Annotated in this window: 12 protein-coding genes; 2 read left to right on the plus strand and 10 right to left on the minus strand. The window is 70.4% G+C overall.

What is annotated here, in order from left to right; translation table 11 throughout:
- Nucleotides 1-64: 64 nt before the first annotated feature.
- Nucleotides 65-1060, minus strand: coding sequence for an L-threonylcarbamoyladenylate synthase (locus tag EJ913_RS23820; protein ID WP_127002597.1), 996 nt, complete (start codon nt 1058-1060; stop codon nt 65-67).
- A gap of 113 nt (nt 1061-1173) precedes the next feature.
- Between EJ913_RS23820 and parA the strand changes: the two genes are divergently transcribed.
- A complete protein-coding gene (gene parA / locus EJ913_RS23825) occupies nt 1174-1818 on the plus strand; it encodes a ParA family partition ATPase (RefSeq protein ID WP_127002599.1) in 645 nt (214 codons plus the stop codon).
- Nucleotides 1819-1840: 22 nt separating this feature from the next.
- Here parA and EJ913_RS23830 read toward each other — a convergent pair whose 3' ends face one another.
- The 8 genes from EJ913_RS23830 to ykgO form a co-directional block, all read right to left on the minus strand.
- Nucleotides 1841-3151: a hydroxyacid-oxoacid transhydrogenase gene (locus tag EJ913_RS23830; RefSeq protein WP_127002601.1), complete on the minus strand. Its 1311-nt coding sequence runs from the start codon at nt 3149-3151 to the stop codon at nt 1841-1843.
- 73 nt (nt 3152-3224) lie between these two features.
- Nucleotides 3225-6005 (minus strand): DUF2339 domain-containing protein, encoded by a 2781-nt coding sequence (locus EJ913_RS23835; RefSeq protein WP_127002603.1) that lies wholly within the window; start codon nt 6003-6005, stop codon nt 3225-3227.
- Between the two features lie 191 nt (nt 6006-6196).
- Nucleotides 6197-6934 (minus strand): DUF72 domain-containing protein, encoded by a 738-nt coding sequence (locus tag EJ913_RS23840; RefSeq protein WP_127002605.1) that lies wholly within the window; start codon nt 6932-6934, stop codon nt 6197-6199.
- Between the two features lie 168 nt (nt 6935-7102).
- On the minus strand, nt 7103-7810 hold the full coding sequence (gene pcsA, locus EJ913_RS23845; RefSeq protein ID WP_127002607.1) for a phosphatidylcholine synthase: 708 nt from the start codon (nt 7808-7810) through the stop codon (nt 7103-7105).
- Between the two features lie 129 nt (nt 7811-7939).
- Nucleotides 7940-9265, minus strand: coding sequence for a glycolate oxidase subunit GlcF (gene glcF, locus EJ913_RS23850; protein ID WP_127002609.1), 1326 nt, complete (start codon nt 9263-9265; stop codon nt 7940-7942).
- A 6-nt stretch (nt 9266-9271) separates the two neighbouring features.
- Nucleotides 9272-10564, minus strand: a complete 1293-nt coding sequence (locus tag EJ913_RS23855; RefSeq protein ID WP_127002611.1) for an FAD-binding protein — start codon at nt 10562-10564, stop codon at nt 9272-9274.
- A 13-nt stretch (nt 10565-10577) separates the two neighbouring features.
- Nucleotides 10578-12065 (minus strand): FAD-linked oxidase C-terminal domain-containing protein, encoded by a 1488-nt coding sequence (locus EJ913_RS23860; protein ID WP_127002613.1) that lies wholly within the window; start codon nt 12063-12065, stop codon nt 10578-10580.
- A gap of 219 nt (nt 12066-12284) precedes the next feature.
- Entirely contained in the window at nt 12285-12410 is a 126-nt protein-coding gene (gene ykgO / locus EJ913_RS23865; protein ID WP_012973122.1) for a type B 50S ribosomal protein L36, read from the minus strand.
- 780 nt (nt 12411-13190) lie between these two features.
- Here ykgO and EJ913_RS23870 point away from each other — a divergent pair.
- Nucleotides 13191-14156 (plus strand): tripartite tricarboxylate transporter substrate binding protein, encoded by a 966-nt coding sequence (locus EJ913_RS23870; RefSeq protein WP_127002615.1) that lies wholly within the window; start codon nt 13191-13193, stop codon nt 14154-14156.
- Nucleotides 14157-14235: 79 nt separating this feature from the next.
- Here EJ913_RS23870 and EJ913_RS23875 read toward each other — a convergent pair whose 3' ends face one another.
- The gene (locus EJ913_RS23875) at nt 14236-15288 is read right to left on the minus strand and encodes a tripartite tricarboxylate transporter substrate binding protein (protein ID WP_127002617.1); all 1053 of its coding nucleotides are present in this window, start codon (nt 15286-15288) and stop codon (nt 14236-14238) included.
- Nucleotides 15289-15506: the final 218 nt, after the last annotated feature.

Raw genomic sequence — 15506 nt, forward strand, 5'->3', positions numbered from 1 at the left:
GATGGTGAAGGGTGGAGGCATCGTTGCGACCCTTCTACAATCTCCCGGCCCGCAATTCCATCCGCTACGCAGGGCGCGGGGCTGCCGCGCGGCGCAGGCGGTCGTTGATCGCTACGCCCAGCCCTTCGTCGGGGATCGGCATCACGGCGATGCGGGGGGCGCCGCTCTGGTCGAGTTGACGCAAGTGGCTGAACAGGTTCGCCGCCGCCTCGTCGAGGTCGCCCTGCAGGCTGAGGTTCAGGCGGGTCGCGCCGCCGAAGACGAAGCGGTCGGGGCCGAAGGTCAGGAACGCCTCGTCGGCCTCCGCCGAGGGGGCGTTGAGGCGGACCGACGCGTTGGGCGCGTAGTGGCTTTCCAGTTGGCCGGGGGCTTTCGGCGCGGTCGGGTCGCCGGCCGAAACGCGGATCGGCCCGATCAGCCGCTCCATCTCCTCGGGCAGCACGGCGCCGGGGCGCAGGATCACCGGCTCCGGCCCGGTCAGGTCGATGACGGTGGACTCCAGCCCCACTTGGCACTTGCCGCCGGTGACGATGCCGTCCACCCGCTCGCCGAGGCTTTCCAGCACATGGTGCGGCGTGGTCGGGCTGACGGCGCCGGAGCGGTTGGCGCTGGGCGCCGCGATGGGGATGCCGGCGGCCTTCAGCAGGGACTGGGCCAGCGGGTGGCCGGGCACGCGGATCGCCACGCTATCCAGCCCGGCGCTGACCAGCAGCGACAGGGCGGAGTTCGCTGGGCGCGGCAGCACCATGGTCAGGGGGCCGGGCCAGAACTGCTGGGCCAGCTCGTAGGCGCGGTCGTTGAAGATCGCCCAGCGTTGGGCGGTGGCCAGATCGGGCAGATGGGCGATCAGCGGGTTGAACTGCGGGCGCCCCTTGGCGGCGAAGATCGCGGCGACCGCGCGATCGTCGGTGGCGTCGCCGCCAAGGCCGTAGACCGTCTCGGTCGGGAAGGCGACGAGCCGGCCGGCGCGCAGCAGTTCGGCGGCGCGATGGATGCCGGGCGGGGTGGCGGGGATCAGCGCCGGGCGCTTCTCACCGGAGGAGGAAGGATCGTCGGTCACGGCGTCTTTCTAGCGGCTGGCCGCAAGGTGTCAATTCGCGCGGTTGCACCCATCTCATCGCAAGGCTATGAGGGACGTTGGGTTTTTCCAACGACAACATGATGGGTGCGGGCATGACGGGCAAGGTCTTCACCGTGGCGCAGCAGAAAGGCGGCGCCGGCAAGACCACGCTGGCGGCCCACCTCGCCATCGCCTGGGCGCAGCTCGGCCATTCGGTCGCCACGGTCGACATCGACCCGCAGGGCAGCCTGACCCGCTGGCACGCGGTGCGGAGCGAGGCGACCGGCGGCGAGCCCGGCTTCACCCATGTGCAGATCAACGGCTGGCGCACCCAGGCGGAGGTCGAGAAACTGACGCGGACCCACGATATCGTCGTGGTGGACAGCCCGCCCCACGCCCAGACGGAGGCGCGCATCGCAGTCCGCGCCGCGACGCTGGTGGTGGCGCCGGTGCAGCCGAGCCCGATGGACCTCTGGGCCGTCCACCCGACCATCGAGCTGGCCGGGCAGGAGAAGCGCCGGCTGCTGCTGGTGCTGAACCGCGTTCCGCCGCGCGCCCGCATCGCCGACGAACTGATCGCCAAGGTGCACGAGCTGGTGGCCCCGCCGGCCGTCGATCTGGCGCGGGCGCAGATCGGCAACCGCACCGCCTACGCCGGCACCCTGATGAGCGGCTTCTCGGTGACCGAGGCCGCCCGCAAGTCGCAAGCCTCGGTGGAGATGCAGGCGCTGGCCGAGGAAATTCTGGCGCGGGCGTGAGGGAGGACGACGCTCTCCTCCCTCACCAGTACCGCATCGCGTCCAGGTACAGCCCGCGCAGGTCGTCGTCCGACACCGGGCGGGGCGCGATGGTCAGCAGGCGCTGCTGCGACGCCGCCCCCCGCACCAGCCCCGGAAGGTCGGCCTCGCCGTAGCCCAGCGCCGACAGACCGTTGGGCAGCCCCGTCGCCCGCATCATCGCGATCAGACGCGTCGCCAGCAGCGCGCCGCCGTCCTCCGGCCCGGCGCCGCGCGTGTCGGCGCCCAGCGCCTCGGCGGCGCGCAGATGGGCCTCGGGCGCCGCCGGGCCGGTGAAGCGGAAGGCGGCCGGGGCGTTCAGCACCACCGAGATGCCGTGCGGCACCATCGGGTCGACCGCGTCGTAGCCGGTCGCGGTGAAGCTGTGGTTCATCCCGGCCACCGAATAGGACATGGCGTGCGGGATGTGGACGCCGGCGTTGCCGAAGGCCAGACCCGCCAGCGTCGCCGCGAACATCAGCGCGTCGCGCGCCTCCGAATCGGTCGGGTCGTTGACCGCCCGCTCCAGCCACAGCCCGCCGAGCCGGATCGCCTGGAGGCTGCCGATGTCCGACCACGGGTTCGCCCCCTGGTAGGGCGGCCGCGCGGTGGGGGTCTCCGGCCGTGGCCGCGAGCGGTAGGGGCGCGCCGTGTGGCTCTCGATGGCGTGGGTCAGCACGTCGAAGCCGGTGGCGGCGATGGCGCCCGGCGGCAGGCTGTCGATGGTGCGCGGATCGACCACCGCCAGCGTCGGCCGCAGGAAGCGCGAGGAGATGCCGGTCTTCACCTGCTTCTCGACATGGTCGAAGATGGCGACGCCGGTGGTCTCGCTGCCGGTACCGCAGGTCGTCGGGCAGGCGATGTGCGGCTTGACGGGACCGGGAACCGGGCGCCCCTCGCCCAGCGGCTTGTTGACGTAGGCGAGGAAATCCGCCGGGTGGGTGGCGTAGAGATTCGCCGCCTTGGCCGTGTCGATCACCGAGCCGCCGCCGATGGAGATGTACCCGTCGAACCCGCCCTCGGCCGCGAAATCCGCCGCGTCGAGGAAGGAGGCGCTGGTCGGCTCCACCCGGCAGCGGTCGTAGACCACCGCGTCGATTCCCGCCGCCTTCAGCGAGTCGAGCGCCGCCGCGAAGGGCGCCGTCGCCGCCACGCGCGGATCGGTGAACAGCGCGACCCGGCGCATGCCCAGCGCCTCGGCGTCGCCGCCCAGCTCGGCCAGCATGCCGGGGCCGAACTTCATGCGCGCGGCCTCGACGGTGAAGCCGACCTCGCCGTCGGGCTGGATGGGATAGGCGTCGCCGGACCGGGTCATCGTGGGGTGCTCCTCTCTCGGGATCGGGGTTCTGGTGCCCGTCCCGGATGGGAGCGCGGGAGGCGGCGGGCTGTCAATCCATCCGTTCGCCAAGCGGACCGACCGGCGGCCCGTCCGGCGGTCCGCCCGCCGCAGGCGCGCGCCCCGTCGGCAGCAGCACCCGCTGGTAGAGATAGCCGATGCCGATCAGGCTCACCCCCAGCCCCAGGAAGGAGGCGACGCGGTACAGCCCCTCCAGATCCTCCATGTCGCTGAGGAACACCTTGGCGACCACCGCCAGCACCAGCGCCAGCCCGGCGTGGCGCATCCAGCCCCAGCCGAAACGCAGCGCCACCACCATCAGCGCGACCCCGAACAGCAGGAAACCGGCCGAATAGCTGTACCATTCCGCGTTGGACATGTCGTAGCCGGACAGCACCGGCCCCTGGAAGACCCGCCGGATCTCCAGCGCGAGGTTCAGCGCGAACAGCGCGAAGGGCAGCAGCGGGGCCATTTGCCGCAGGCGCGGCAGCGGCGGCGGATCCAGCCACAGATAGACCAGCCCCAGCGCGCCCGGCGCGCCGTAGGCCAGCAGCAGCCGGTTCACCACCGGCCAGTCGCCCACCGATTCGTCCGTCCACAGCGGGTTGAGGTCGAGCACCTGCCAGCCCACGACGTGGAAGGCCGCCAGCGCCACCAGCGCGCGCCGCCCCCAGACGGCGACCGGCCGCGCGGTCCAGCGCCGGTCGGCGGCCAGCAGCACCGCCAGCCCGAGCCACGCCAGCGTGTGCAGCGACGCCTCCACCAGGGTCGAGGGCGCCTCGGTCAGGTCCTCCACCATCCAGCGGTGAATGCCGAGCGAAACCATCATCGTCGTGAAGATCAGCCCGCCTGCCTCCAGCACCATGACGACCAGATCGTCGCCCCGCCCGTCCGGCGCCCGCCGCAGCCAATGCGCCGCCAGCAGGAAGCCCAGCGCCGGCAGCCCATAGCCGTAGGCGATCCAGGCCATGCCCTCGTAGTCCAGCACGTAGGGGTTCACCGCCAGCCGGGCCAGCACCGCGAGCGCGACCAGAAGGGCGACGCCGCGCAGCTCGCGCACGTCCAGCCGGCGCTCCAGCCAAGCCAGCACCGGCACCTGGAGGGCGAGCGCCACCGTCAGCCACGCCTCGCGCAGGGTCATGGTGGCGCCGAGCGAGATGGCGCCGACCGCGCCGGCCGCGAAGGCCGCCATGCCCAGCGTCGCCCCCGGCCGGTGGCGGTGCCGCGCCAGCGGCGTCACCGCCCCGACCAGCAAAGCCGCCAGCCCCAGCGCCGCCATCGGCCACGCCGTGTCGGTGTAGGGCGGCTCGACCGTCGCGTAGGCGAAGGCCAGCAGCGCCAGCGGCACCAGCGCCGACAGCGACGCCCACAGCGCGATCCGCCGCGCCTCCCACAGCGCCACGAAGCCGCCGATCCCGAACATCGCCGCGAAGCCGCCCACCGTCCACAGGAAACGACCGATCTCGCCCGGCACGATCTCCGTCACCGCCGTGACGACCGGCTGGCCCTCCTCGTTCAATGCGGGGGGCAGGTTGGGGACATAAGGCAGGCTCCACGGCACCAGCGCCGCCAGCACGACCAGCGAGGCGGTCCAGGCGACCACGCCCAGCCGCTCCACCCGCCGCCCGGCGACCAGCGCCAGCGCCGCGAACAGCCCCAGCACGGCCAGCGACACCGAACCATGCGAATCGGTCCAGGTCAGCCCGGCAACCAGCGCCCCCAGAACCCGCATGCCCGCCACCGCCAGCCCGTCGGCCGGATGGCGCTTCTTGCGCCGCGCCCAGGAGGGCAGCGCCGCGCGCCAGCCCGTCACCACCGGAACGGCCTCCACCGGTTCCGCGTCCTCCCAGCGCCCCAGCACCGCCGGCATCAGGAACAGCGCGGCGGTCAGCAGCAGGTAGAGCCCGACCGGCAGCGCGTCGCCCGGCCGCCACGGGTCCAGCATCCACAGCAGCGGCCACAGCGCCGCCCCGGCCAGCGTCCCCCAGCCGAGCCAGCGCCAGCCGCGATACAGCACCACCGCCATGCCGGCCCCGTTCAGCGCCAGCAGATAGGCGAACAGCCCCCAGGCCATCGGGTCGTTCGAGGACACCAGCAGCGGCGTGACGAAGCCGGCCAGCAGCCCCAGCGCGGCGATGAACGGCCCCTGCAACAGCGACAGCCCGATGCCGACCATCGCCAGCGCCGCCAGCAGCGCGAAGGCGACCAGCGGGGCGAACAGGTCGAACAGGGCGAAGCCGCCGTAGACGCTGGCGAAGGCGGTGAACAGCCCCGCCGCCGTCAGGGCGGGCGGCACGTAGTCGGGCTTGAGCGTCGCGATGAAGCGCTGCTCCGGCCGGCGCCGCAGCCATTCGCCGCCGACCATCAGCCCGGCTCCGGCCAGCAGGCCCAGCGCGATCCGCACCGACGGCCCCAGCCAGCCCAGCTCGGCCGACAGCTTGATGAAGAAGGCGGCGGCCAGCGCCATGGTGGCGCCACCCAGCCAGATCAGCCAGCGCGAGGCCAGCGACTCCTCCAAGTCGCGCCAGCGCGAGCGGCCGGGTTCGGGGGGCGCGAACGGGTCGGCGGGCTCCGTCGCCGGGTCCGGCACAGCGGGGGGAAGCTCGTCGGCGAGGACGGGGACCGGTGCAACGGCCTCCTCGGGCGGCGCGACGGTGTCGGCCAAGCCGAGGACCGCGTCGACGGCGGGTTGGGGCACCGGTGCCGGGCCACCGGCCGCCAGCCGGGTCAGCGCCTTGCGCAGATCGTCGATCTCGCGCGCCTGCGCCTTCAGCCGGCGGTTGAGCCGCTGATAGACGACGCCGACCGCCAGCAGCACCAGCAGGAATTCCATCGCGTTGCCGCCCCACCCATTCGTTCGGGCGTCAGGATAGCGCCACCGCCGTACCACTGTCGTGGTCACGCTTGGAGGATGACGAAGGTGCTACGTGGCGCGATTCCATAGGTCTTTGCCCCCGATGCCCCCACCCCGGCCCTCCCCCGCTGGGCGGGGGAGGCGGGGTGGGGGCAATCGGAAGCCGGGACCTACAGGGCCGCCCCCACCCGCCGCAGCATCGCCAGCGCGTCGTCCACCGCATGGAAATCGGCGGTGTTGTCGAAGACGCACCACACCGGGCGGTCCCGCGCCTCGGCCCGCAGACGTTCCGCCAGCGCGTCGAGCACCGCCGACTCGTAGGCGGAACGGTACATCACCGGCGAGCCGTGCAGCCGCCAATAGCGCAAGCCCTCCCAGCCGCCCGGCTCCTCCGCCCCCGCCACCGGGGCCGGATCGGCGGCGACCCGCGCGACCCGATGCTCGACCATCAGGGCGGTCGCCTCGGCGCCGAACCAGCCGGCGTGGCGCGGCTCGCACACCACGTCGCCATCGAACCGCTCGCGCAGCGCCGCGAAGAACGCCCCCGCCACCGCCGGGTCGAAGCCCAGGCTGGGCGGAAGCTGCACCAGAAGCGGCCCCAGCCGGTCGCCCAGCCGCCCGGCCTCGTCGAGGAAGCGGTCGAGCGGAGCCTCCGCCCCGGCCAGCCGCCCGTCATGGGTGATCGCCTTGGGAATCTTCACCGCGAAGCGGAAGCCCGGCGGGGTCGAGGCGGCCCAGCGCGCCCAGGTCTCCGGCTTGTGCGGCCGGTAGAAGCTGCTGTTCACCTCGGTCATCGGCAGCACGCGGGCGGTGCGCTCCAGATGGGAGCCGTCCATGGGGAAAGCGGAGGCGGACAGCTTCGGAATGCCCCAGCCGGCGACGCCGATGCGGATCGGGTGCGCGCTCATCGGCGGCGCGCCGTTTCGCGGTCTCGGCGCGACTCGGGTGCGTCGATGGCGGTGGGCACGGGCTTGGTGAAAAGGTCGGCCAAGCGGGATGTCCTTGGCGAAGTGGGCGAAGCTGCCCGACCCCAACGATTCATCCCAGCCCGAGGTTCCCGGAGCCCAAGGTTCCGGTCAGGGACCGCGCGCCGTGCGCCACGCGCAGACGCCCGCGTAATAGGCCGAGGTGGCCAACCACAGCCCGAACAGCCAGCCCGGCCGGTCCGGCGACAGGATCACCAGCGCCACGCAGCACAGCAGCCACACCGTGGTGACCGCGATGTTCAGCGCCATCAGCGCCTTGACCCGGAACGGGTGGAGGAACTTCGCCGTGGTGAAGGTCAGCAGCCCCAGGGCGACCACGACCGCCGCGTTGATCCACGGATCGAGCCCGAGCAGCCAGAGATACAGCGCCACCACGTTCCAGATCGCCGGGAAGCCGACGAAATAATTGTCGCCGCTCTTCATCTGCACGTTGGCGAAGCAGTAGAGCGAGGTCAGCAGCACCCAGGCCGCCAGCGCGATGCTGACCAGCCCCTCGGGCAGCAGGCCGAAGCGGTGCATGAACACCGCCGGCACGACGACGTAGGTCAGGTAGTCGATGACGAGGTCCAGCACCGACCCGTCGATGCCCGGCAGCACCTGCTTGACCGAGGCGCGGCGCGCCAGCGTGCCGTCCACCCCGTCCACCACCAAAGCCACGCCGAGCCAGGCCAGGCACAGCTTCGCGTCCCCCGCCGCCGCGGCCAGCAGGCCCAGCAGGCCCAGCACCGCCCCGCTCGCCGTGAAGACATGGACACCCCAGGCCGACAGGCGGTGCGTGATTCCGTAGGCGGCGCTCATTCAGGGGATTCCGTTCCGGCGGGCGTTCAGGGGGACAGAGGGGGCGATTTTCTGACACAGATGCACGCAGATAAACACAGATTTGTGGCGGCGCAAAATCCCCCTGCCCCGCCCGCCCTCCGGCCCGCCTCAGCCCGGAGGGCCAAAGGCGGCGCGGCCGGCCAGCGTCGCGGGCTTGGGACCGCCGGTGGCCCAGTCCAGCAGTTCCACCGTGTGGAGAACCGGCAGCCCCGCGCCGCCTTCGACGCCACCGGCGATCTGGGTGATGCAGCCGAGGTTGCCCGCCGCCACCGCGTCGGCCCGCGTGCTTTCGATGGCCGCGACCTTGCGGGCACGCAGTTCCCCGGCCAGCTCCGGTTGCAGCAGGTTGTAGGTGCCGGCCGAGCCGCAGCAGAGATGCCCGTCGGGGATCTCCCGCACCGCGAAGCCGGCGGCGCGCAGCAGGGCGCGCGGCGGTTCCTTGATCTTCTGGCCATGCTGAAGAGAGCAAGCGGAGTGGTAGGCGATGGCCTGCCCCGTTTCGACCACCGGGGCGGACAGCCCGATCTCGTCCAGCAGCTCGGTCACGTCGCGCGCCAGCCCGGCCACCGCCGCGGCCTTGGCGGCGTAGGCGGGATCCTCGCGGAACAGGAAGCCGTAATCCTTCACGCCGGTGCCGCAGCCCGACGCGTTGACGACGATGGCGTCCAGCCCGGCGCCCTCGATCTCGCGGGTCCAGGCGTCGATGGCCGCCTTGGCCGAGGCGTGGGCGAGGGACTCCTTGCCCATGTGGTGCGTCAGCGCGCCGCAGCACTCGGCCCCCTTGGCGACCACCACCTCGACGCCGTGGCGGGTCAGCAGGCGGATGGTCGCCTCGTTGATCTGCGGCGCCAGCACCCGCTGCGCGCAGCCGATCAGCAGGGCGACCCGCTTGCGCCTAGGCCCTTGCGCCGGGTGGACTCCCGGCCGCTCGGTGGGGCTCGGCGCCGGCACATGGGAGGGGCTCAGCGCCAGCATGGCGTCCAGCCGCTTGGGCAGCAGCGCGCGGAAACGCCGGCCGAGCGGCGCGCCGCGCAGCGCCAGCCGCAGCAGGGTCGGGTTCGGCAGCACGCGGGCCACGAATTCGCGCACCGCGCGGTCGGCGGGCGGGCGGCTGTGGGTCGCTTCGATGTGGGCGCGGGCGTGATCGACCAGATGCATGTAATGGACGCCCGACGGGCAGGTCGTCATGCAGGACAGGCAGGACAGGCAGCGGTCGATGTGCTTGACCGTCGATTCGGGCGGCGGTCCGCCCTTCTCCAGCATGTCCTTGATCTGGTAGATGCGGCCGCGCGGGGAATCCAGCTCGTCGCCCAGGATGGTGTAGGTCGGGCAGGTCGCGGTGCAGAAGCCGCAATGCACGCATTTGCGCAGGATCGCTTCCGATTCGCGGGTCGCGGAATCGGCCAGTTGGGCGAGCGAGAAATTCGTCTGCATGGTCCCTCACACGCCCGCGTGCATGCGGCCGGGGTTGAGAATGCCCTTCGGATCGAAGCTGGCCTTGACGCGGCGGGTCAGCGCCATCAGCGGGTCGGGCAACGGCTGGAACACCTCGGTCACCGCGCGCACGGCGTCCGGCGCGCGGACCATCGTGGCGTGGCCGTTCGCGCCGACGGCGGCGCGGATCGTGGCGGCGGAGTCCGGCGGCGCCGTCAACCAGATCAGGCCGCCGCCCCAATCGAAGAAGGCTTCGACGGCCAGGGTCCGTTGAATCGTTGCGAGAACGCCGGGGCCAGAGGCTGGCGGGACGGAGAGTTTCCAGAGATGGTTGCCCCCTCCCCACCCCTCCCCCGCTGACGCGGGAGAGGGAGCCAAGCGCGTGTCCGGCACGGCCCCCTCTCCCGCCGCAGGCGGGGGAGGGTTGGGGAGGGGGCCGGAAACCGGAGCGCCGAACCACGCCCCATCCCTCACCTCGCGCCAGACCGCCAGCGACTCGTCGCGGCCCAACACCGCGTCCGCCAGCAACTCCTCGCGCAGCAGCGCCACCCGCGCCGTCACCGAGGGGCCGAAGCCCTCGACCCGCACCAGGGTCACCGCCCCGCCCGCCCCGGCCACCGTCGCCACGCCCGAGCGCGCCGCGACGCCGGCCGGCAGATGCGCCGCCCCCGACACGTCGTAGGGGCTGCGCAGCGCGCGGTCGAGCATGCCCACCGCGCCCGGATCGTCCAGCCCGAACAGCAGCAGCGTGGCGGTGTCCTCGGGCGCCGGCAGCACCTTCACCGTGATCTCGGTCAGCGCGGTCAGCGTGCCGAAGGAGCCGGCCATCAGCTTGGGCAGGTCGTAGCCGGTGACGTTCTTCACCACCTTGCCGCCGCCCTTGTACAGCTCGCCACGCCCGCTGACCCCGGCGATGCCCAGCGCGTGATCGCGCGCCGACCCGGCCGAGATCCGGCGCGGCCCGGCCAGCCCGCAGGCGATCAGCCCACCCAGCGTGCCACCCCCCTCGGGTGATTCCGGCGGCTCGAAGGCCAGATGCTGCCCGCGCTCCGCCAGCATCGGCCGGATGAGGTCCATCGGCGTGCCGGCCAGCGCGGTCAGCACCAGTTCCTCCGGCTCGTAGGCGATCACTCCGGACAGGCCGGACAGATCCAGCGCGTGCCCCGCCTGAACCGGGCGGCCCAGCCCCCGCCGGCTTCCGCTGCCCAGAACCTCCAACGGCTCTTCGGCGGAGAGCGCCCAGCGCACCGCCTCGGCGGCCTGGGCGGCGGTGTCCGGCTTCAGCGTGGTGATGGTCATGCCGGTCGGCCCCTCAGAAGCGCGGGATGTCGGGGAAGCGCAGTTCCCCCTTGTGGACGTGCAGCCGGCCAAGCTCGGCGCAGCGGTGGAGCGTCGGGAAGACCTTGCCGGGGTTCAGCAACCCGTCGGGGTCGAAGGCGCATTTCAGCCGCTGCTGCTGCTCCAGGTCGGCGGCGTCGAACTGGTCGGTCATCAGGTCGCGCTTCTCGACGCCGACGCCGTGCTCGCCGGTCAGCACGCCGCCAACCTCGACGCACAGGCGCAGGATGTCGTTGCCGAATTCCTCCGCCGTCTCCAGCTCGCCCGGCTTGTTGGCATCGTAGAGGATCAGCGGGTGCAGGTTGCCGTCCCCGGCGTGGAAGACATTGGCGACCCGCAGGCCGTGGCGCGCCGACATCTCCTGCATCCGTTGCAGCACGAGGGGCAGCGCCTTGCGCGGAATGGTGCCGTCCATGCAGTAATAGTCGGGGCTGATGCGCCCCACCGCCGGGAAGGCCGCCTTGCGCCCGGCCCAGAAGGCCAGCCGCTCCTCCTCGGTGGTCGACACCCGCGCGGAGACGCAGCCCTTGCTCCGGGCGATGGCCTCGACCCGCTCGATCAGGTGGTCGACCTCGGCGGCCGGGCCGTCCAGCTCGACGATCAGCAGCGCCTCGACGTCCAGCGGGTAGCCGGCGTGGACGAAGGCCTCGGCGGCGTGGATGGCCGGGCGGTCCATCATCTCCATGCCGCCGGGAATGATGCCGGCCGCGATGATCGCCGCGACGCAATCGCCCCCCTGCTCGCTGGAGGGAAAGCCGATCAGGACGGCGCGCGCGGTGGCCGGCTTTTTCAGGATGCGGACCGTCACCTCGGTGACGACGCCGAGCAGCCCCTCCGACCCGGTGACGATCCCCATCAGGTCGTAGCCGCCCTGATCGAGGTGCTTGCCGCCCAGCCGGAGGACCGTGCCGTCGATCAGCACCATCTCCAGCCCCAGCACGTTGTTGGTGGTCAGCCCGTATTTCAGGCAATGCACCCCGCCGGAGTTCTCGGCGATGTTGCCGCCGATGGTGCAGGCGATCTGGCTCGACGGATCGGGGGCGTAATAGAAGCCCTCGTGCGCCACGGCGTTGGAGATGCCGAGGTTGGTCACCCCCGGCTGCACCACGGCGCAGCGGTTGGCGTAGTCGATGTCGAGGATGCGCTTGAACTTGCCCATCCCGAGCAGCACGCCGTCGGCCAGCGGCAACGCCCCGCCGGACAGCGAGGTGCCGGCGCCGCGCGGCACCACCTTGACGCCCATGTCCTTGCAGGTCTTCAGGATTTGGCTGACCTGCTCCACCGTGCTGGGCAGCACGGCGACCAGGGGAAGCTGGCGGTAGGCGGTCAGCCCGTCGCATTCGTAGGCGCGCAGCTCGTTCTCGTCGACGATCACGCCCTCGCCGGGGACGATGGCGCGCAGCGCATCGACGATGGCGCGGCGGCGGGCGATGATGCCGCCGTCCGGAACAGGCATCTTCATGGCGTGGGCGTCCTTCCCTGGCGGTGACCATGGCTCGGGGTTCGTCCGCTAGACGTACCATCCGCCACCGCGCGGGCACAAGACGACGACACGGGATGGCGGCACCAAGGCGATGTGCCGCATGACCCTGAAAACGCAAGAGCCGCACCCGAAGGCGCGGCTCTTGCGAGAAACCCGAAAGCAAAGAGGCCGAGGGGTGAACCCGACCTCCCCGCCGGATCAGCCCTGACGGGCCTTGAAACGCGGGTTCTGCTTGTTGATGACGTAGACACGGCCCTTGCGGCGGATCACGCGGCAGGCCTTGTGGCGCGTCTTCATCGACTTGAGAGAGTTGACGATTTTCATGATGATATTCCTGAACGCTCGGCGGCTCGATAGAAGGCGCGCACCATAGTGCCACGTCCCCGCCCTGTCAACGCCCGCTGTCGGCACGGGAAACCGTCCGGGGATGAATCGAATCGCGGCCGCGTCGAAGACAGTCACAGCCCGTACGGGTGTCGATTTCGCAAGACACAACCCAATGAGATCATGTTGAGCGGCGCGCCGAGAGAGACATCGACCGAACCTTCGATGCACAACCCATAGGTCAAAAATCTGTGATGTGTGTCGATTTTTTATTCACATCTCCAAGCCGCGATGCCAATAAAAATGTTGAAATCATGGATTTTTCTCTCCTTTTTGCCCTCATGGAAAGGGGTGACACGGCGTCAATCGCATCACCTTTCAAAACTTGTTCTCTATTTTGTCCGTTGTGCCGCTGGAACGCCAAAGCCTTGAGGCTTCACAAACAAAAACTAGGAGTTTACCAGAAAAGAGTCATCATGATTTTAGTTATGAACACCATGATCAAACAATCACCTTGAAATATCATTCAAAAATTTATGAAATCCGACGCGCTTATGCGGTTGATTGACGCTGACAGGAAGAAATAAGCGCGTTCCCATTGCCGGTTAATGCTTGATGATGTAAGGGGAGAGAGGTCGCTGAACTCGAATTCAGCCTCTTTTCGTTTGGTTTCTCACGGTTCTGGCAGCGAACCGCCGATGGTCCGGACGGACGGAACGGGCGCGCAAAGCGCCGGCCCCGCTCAACGCCACGCTCGGCGCATCATCGAAGGGGAAGATCATGAGATTCTGGAACACTCTGACCATGGCGGCGGCGGGTGCGCTGTTCCTGACGGCGCCGCAAGCCCAAGCCGCCTATCCGGAGAAGCCGATCACGCTGATCGTCGCGTTCGGCGCCGGCGGCGGCACCGACCTGCTGGTCCGCGCGCTGGCGCCGTTCCTGGAGAAGGAACTGGGCGAAGGCGCCCGAGTCGAGGTGGTGAACAAGCCCGGCGCCGGCGGCGAGATCGGCTTCGCCGCCATCGCCGACGCCGCGCCGGACGGCTACACGCTGGGTTCGATCAACTCGCCCAACGTCACCGCGATCCCGATCGAGCGTCAGGCGCGCTATTCGCTGGACCGGCTCGACCCGCTCTACAATCTGGTCGACGACCCCGGCGCCTTCGCCGCCAACACCGAGGGGCAGTTCAAGACGCTGGCCGACGTGGTGACCTTCGCCAAGGCCAACCCGAACACGGTGACGGTCGGCACCACCGGCATCGGCTCGGACGATCACCTCGCCATGCTGGTGTTCCAGCGCCAGGCCGGCGTGACCTTCACCCATGTGCCGTTCCAGGGCTCTTCCGCCAACGAGGCGGCCTTGGCCGGCAAGAAGATCATGCTCAGCTCGGTCAACATCGGCGAGGCGCTGCAGTACAAGCAGAAGGACCCGATCACCGTGCTCGGCGTGATGGCCGAGAAGCGGGCGGAGAACGCCCCGGACGCCGCGACCTTCAAGGAGCAGGGCTTCGCGGCGCAGATGTCGTCGCTGCGCGGCATCGCGGCGCCCAAGGGGCTGCCGCCGGAGGTGCGCGCCAAGCTGGTCGAGGCGCTGGGCAAGGCCGCCAACGCCCCCGGCTTCCAGGCCAAGGCCAAGGAGCTGTTCCAGCCGCTCCGCCTGCTGCCGCCCGAGCAGTACACGGCGGAGCTGACCGCCGCCACCGCCGCGCTGCGCGAGCTGTGGGCCTCCAACCCCTGGCTGAAGTAAGCGGCACCGGAAACGACTCGGGCGCCGGCCAATCGGTCGGCGCCCGTTCCGGCGGGTGACACGGCGACGCGTCACCCGGTCACTTCAGCCACGGCGCTTCCTTCCAGAGGGCACGGAACTGCTCGTCCATCCGCTTCAGCTCCACGGCGTAGGCGTCGGGGGGCAGCAGGCGGAGCGGTTGGTAGGCGCGGGTCGCGATCTGCCGGAACTCCGGATGCTCGACCGCCTTGGCGATGGCGTCCACCAGCTTGGCGCGGATCCCCGGGGGCAGGCCGACCGGCGCGGCCAAACCGCGCAGGGAGGCCATGTTGACCGCGAATCCCTGCTCCTTGAAGGTCGGGACGTCGGGCGCCTGGTCCCAGCGCTGGTCGGTCATCACGCCCAGGATGCGGATCGGGTCGCCTTCGCGGGCGCGCTGCGATTCGCCGATGTTCATCGAACTCAACTGGATGTGCCGGCCCAGCAGCGCGCGGTGGGCGTCGGCGCTGCCCGGAAACGGCACATGCGTCAACTGGACCTGGGTCAGGCGCTGGAACATCAGCATGGCGAGGTGGTCGTCGGAACCGATGCCGGTGGTGCCGACCGTCACCGTGTTCGGGTTGGCCTTGGCGTAGGCCGCGACATCGGCCAGCGTCCGCATCGGGCTGTCCTTGTGGACCACGAAGGAACCCGGATCGTCGACCAGGTTGTAGAGCGGGTCGAGCCGGTCCAGCGAGAAGCGAGCGTGCCGCTCGATCGGGATCGTCACGACGTTGGGCGAGTTGATGAGGCCCAGCGTGTAGCCGTCCGGCGCCGCGTCGGCGATGGCGGCGAAGCCGATCTCCCCGCCGGCCCCTGGGCGGTTCATCACGACGACCCGCGCGGTGCCGCCCAGCTCCTTCTCGATGAAGGGCGCCAGCGAGCGCACGATGAAGTCCGACCCGCCGCCCGCCGCGTAGCCGACGATCAGGGAAATCGGCTTGTCCGGATAGGCGGCCTGGGCCTGGGGCGCCGTCAGGCCGACCAGCGCGGCCAGCGCCAGCGCGCCCAACCCACGCCCCAACCCACGACAAAGCGCCGCGCCCCGGCCGGCCACCCCGAACGCACCCGCGCGTGCCCGTTGCTGTTTGCCCCGCGACCTCAAACCGACCATCGCACGCTTCTCCTTCCGAAGGCTTCGTACAACCAAGCCCTCGCCTGGGTTGTTTCCGACACGCCTGACTTGCTTTTCATCGAATTTCAAACGCTCCAGTGATTTTAACGTGAACGACGAATCCTCTCCATAGGGGAAATTGACGCGGGCAAACCATCGTTTGACGATAAAACGGCAATCCATCATATTCTAATACTTGCCGTCATTCGGCGGATGAT

Source organism: Azospirillum doebereinerae, assembly GCF_003989665.1.
Lineage (GTDB): Bacteria > Pseudomonadota > Alphaproteobacteria > Azospirillales > Azospirillaceae > Azospirillum > Azospirillum doebereinerae.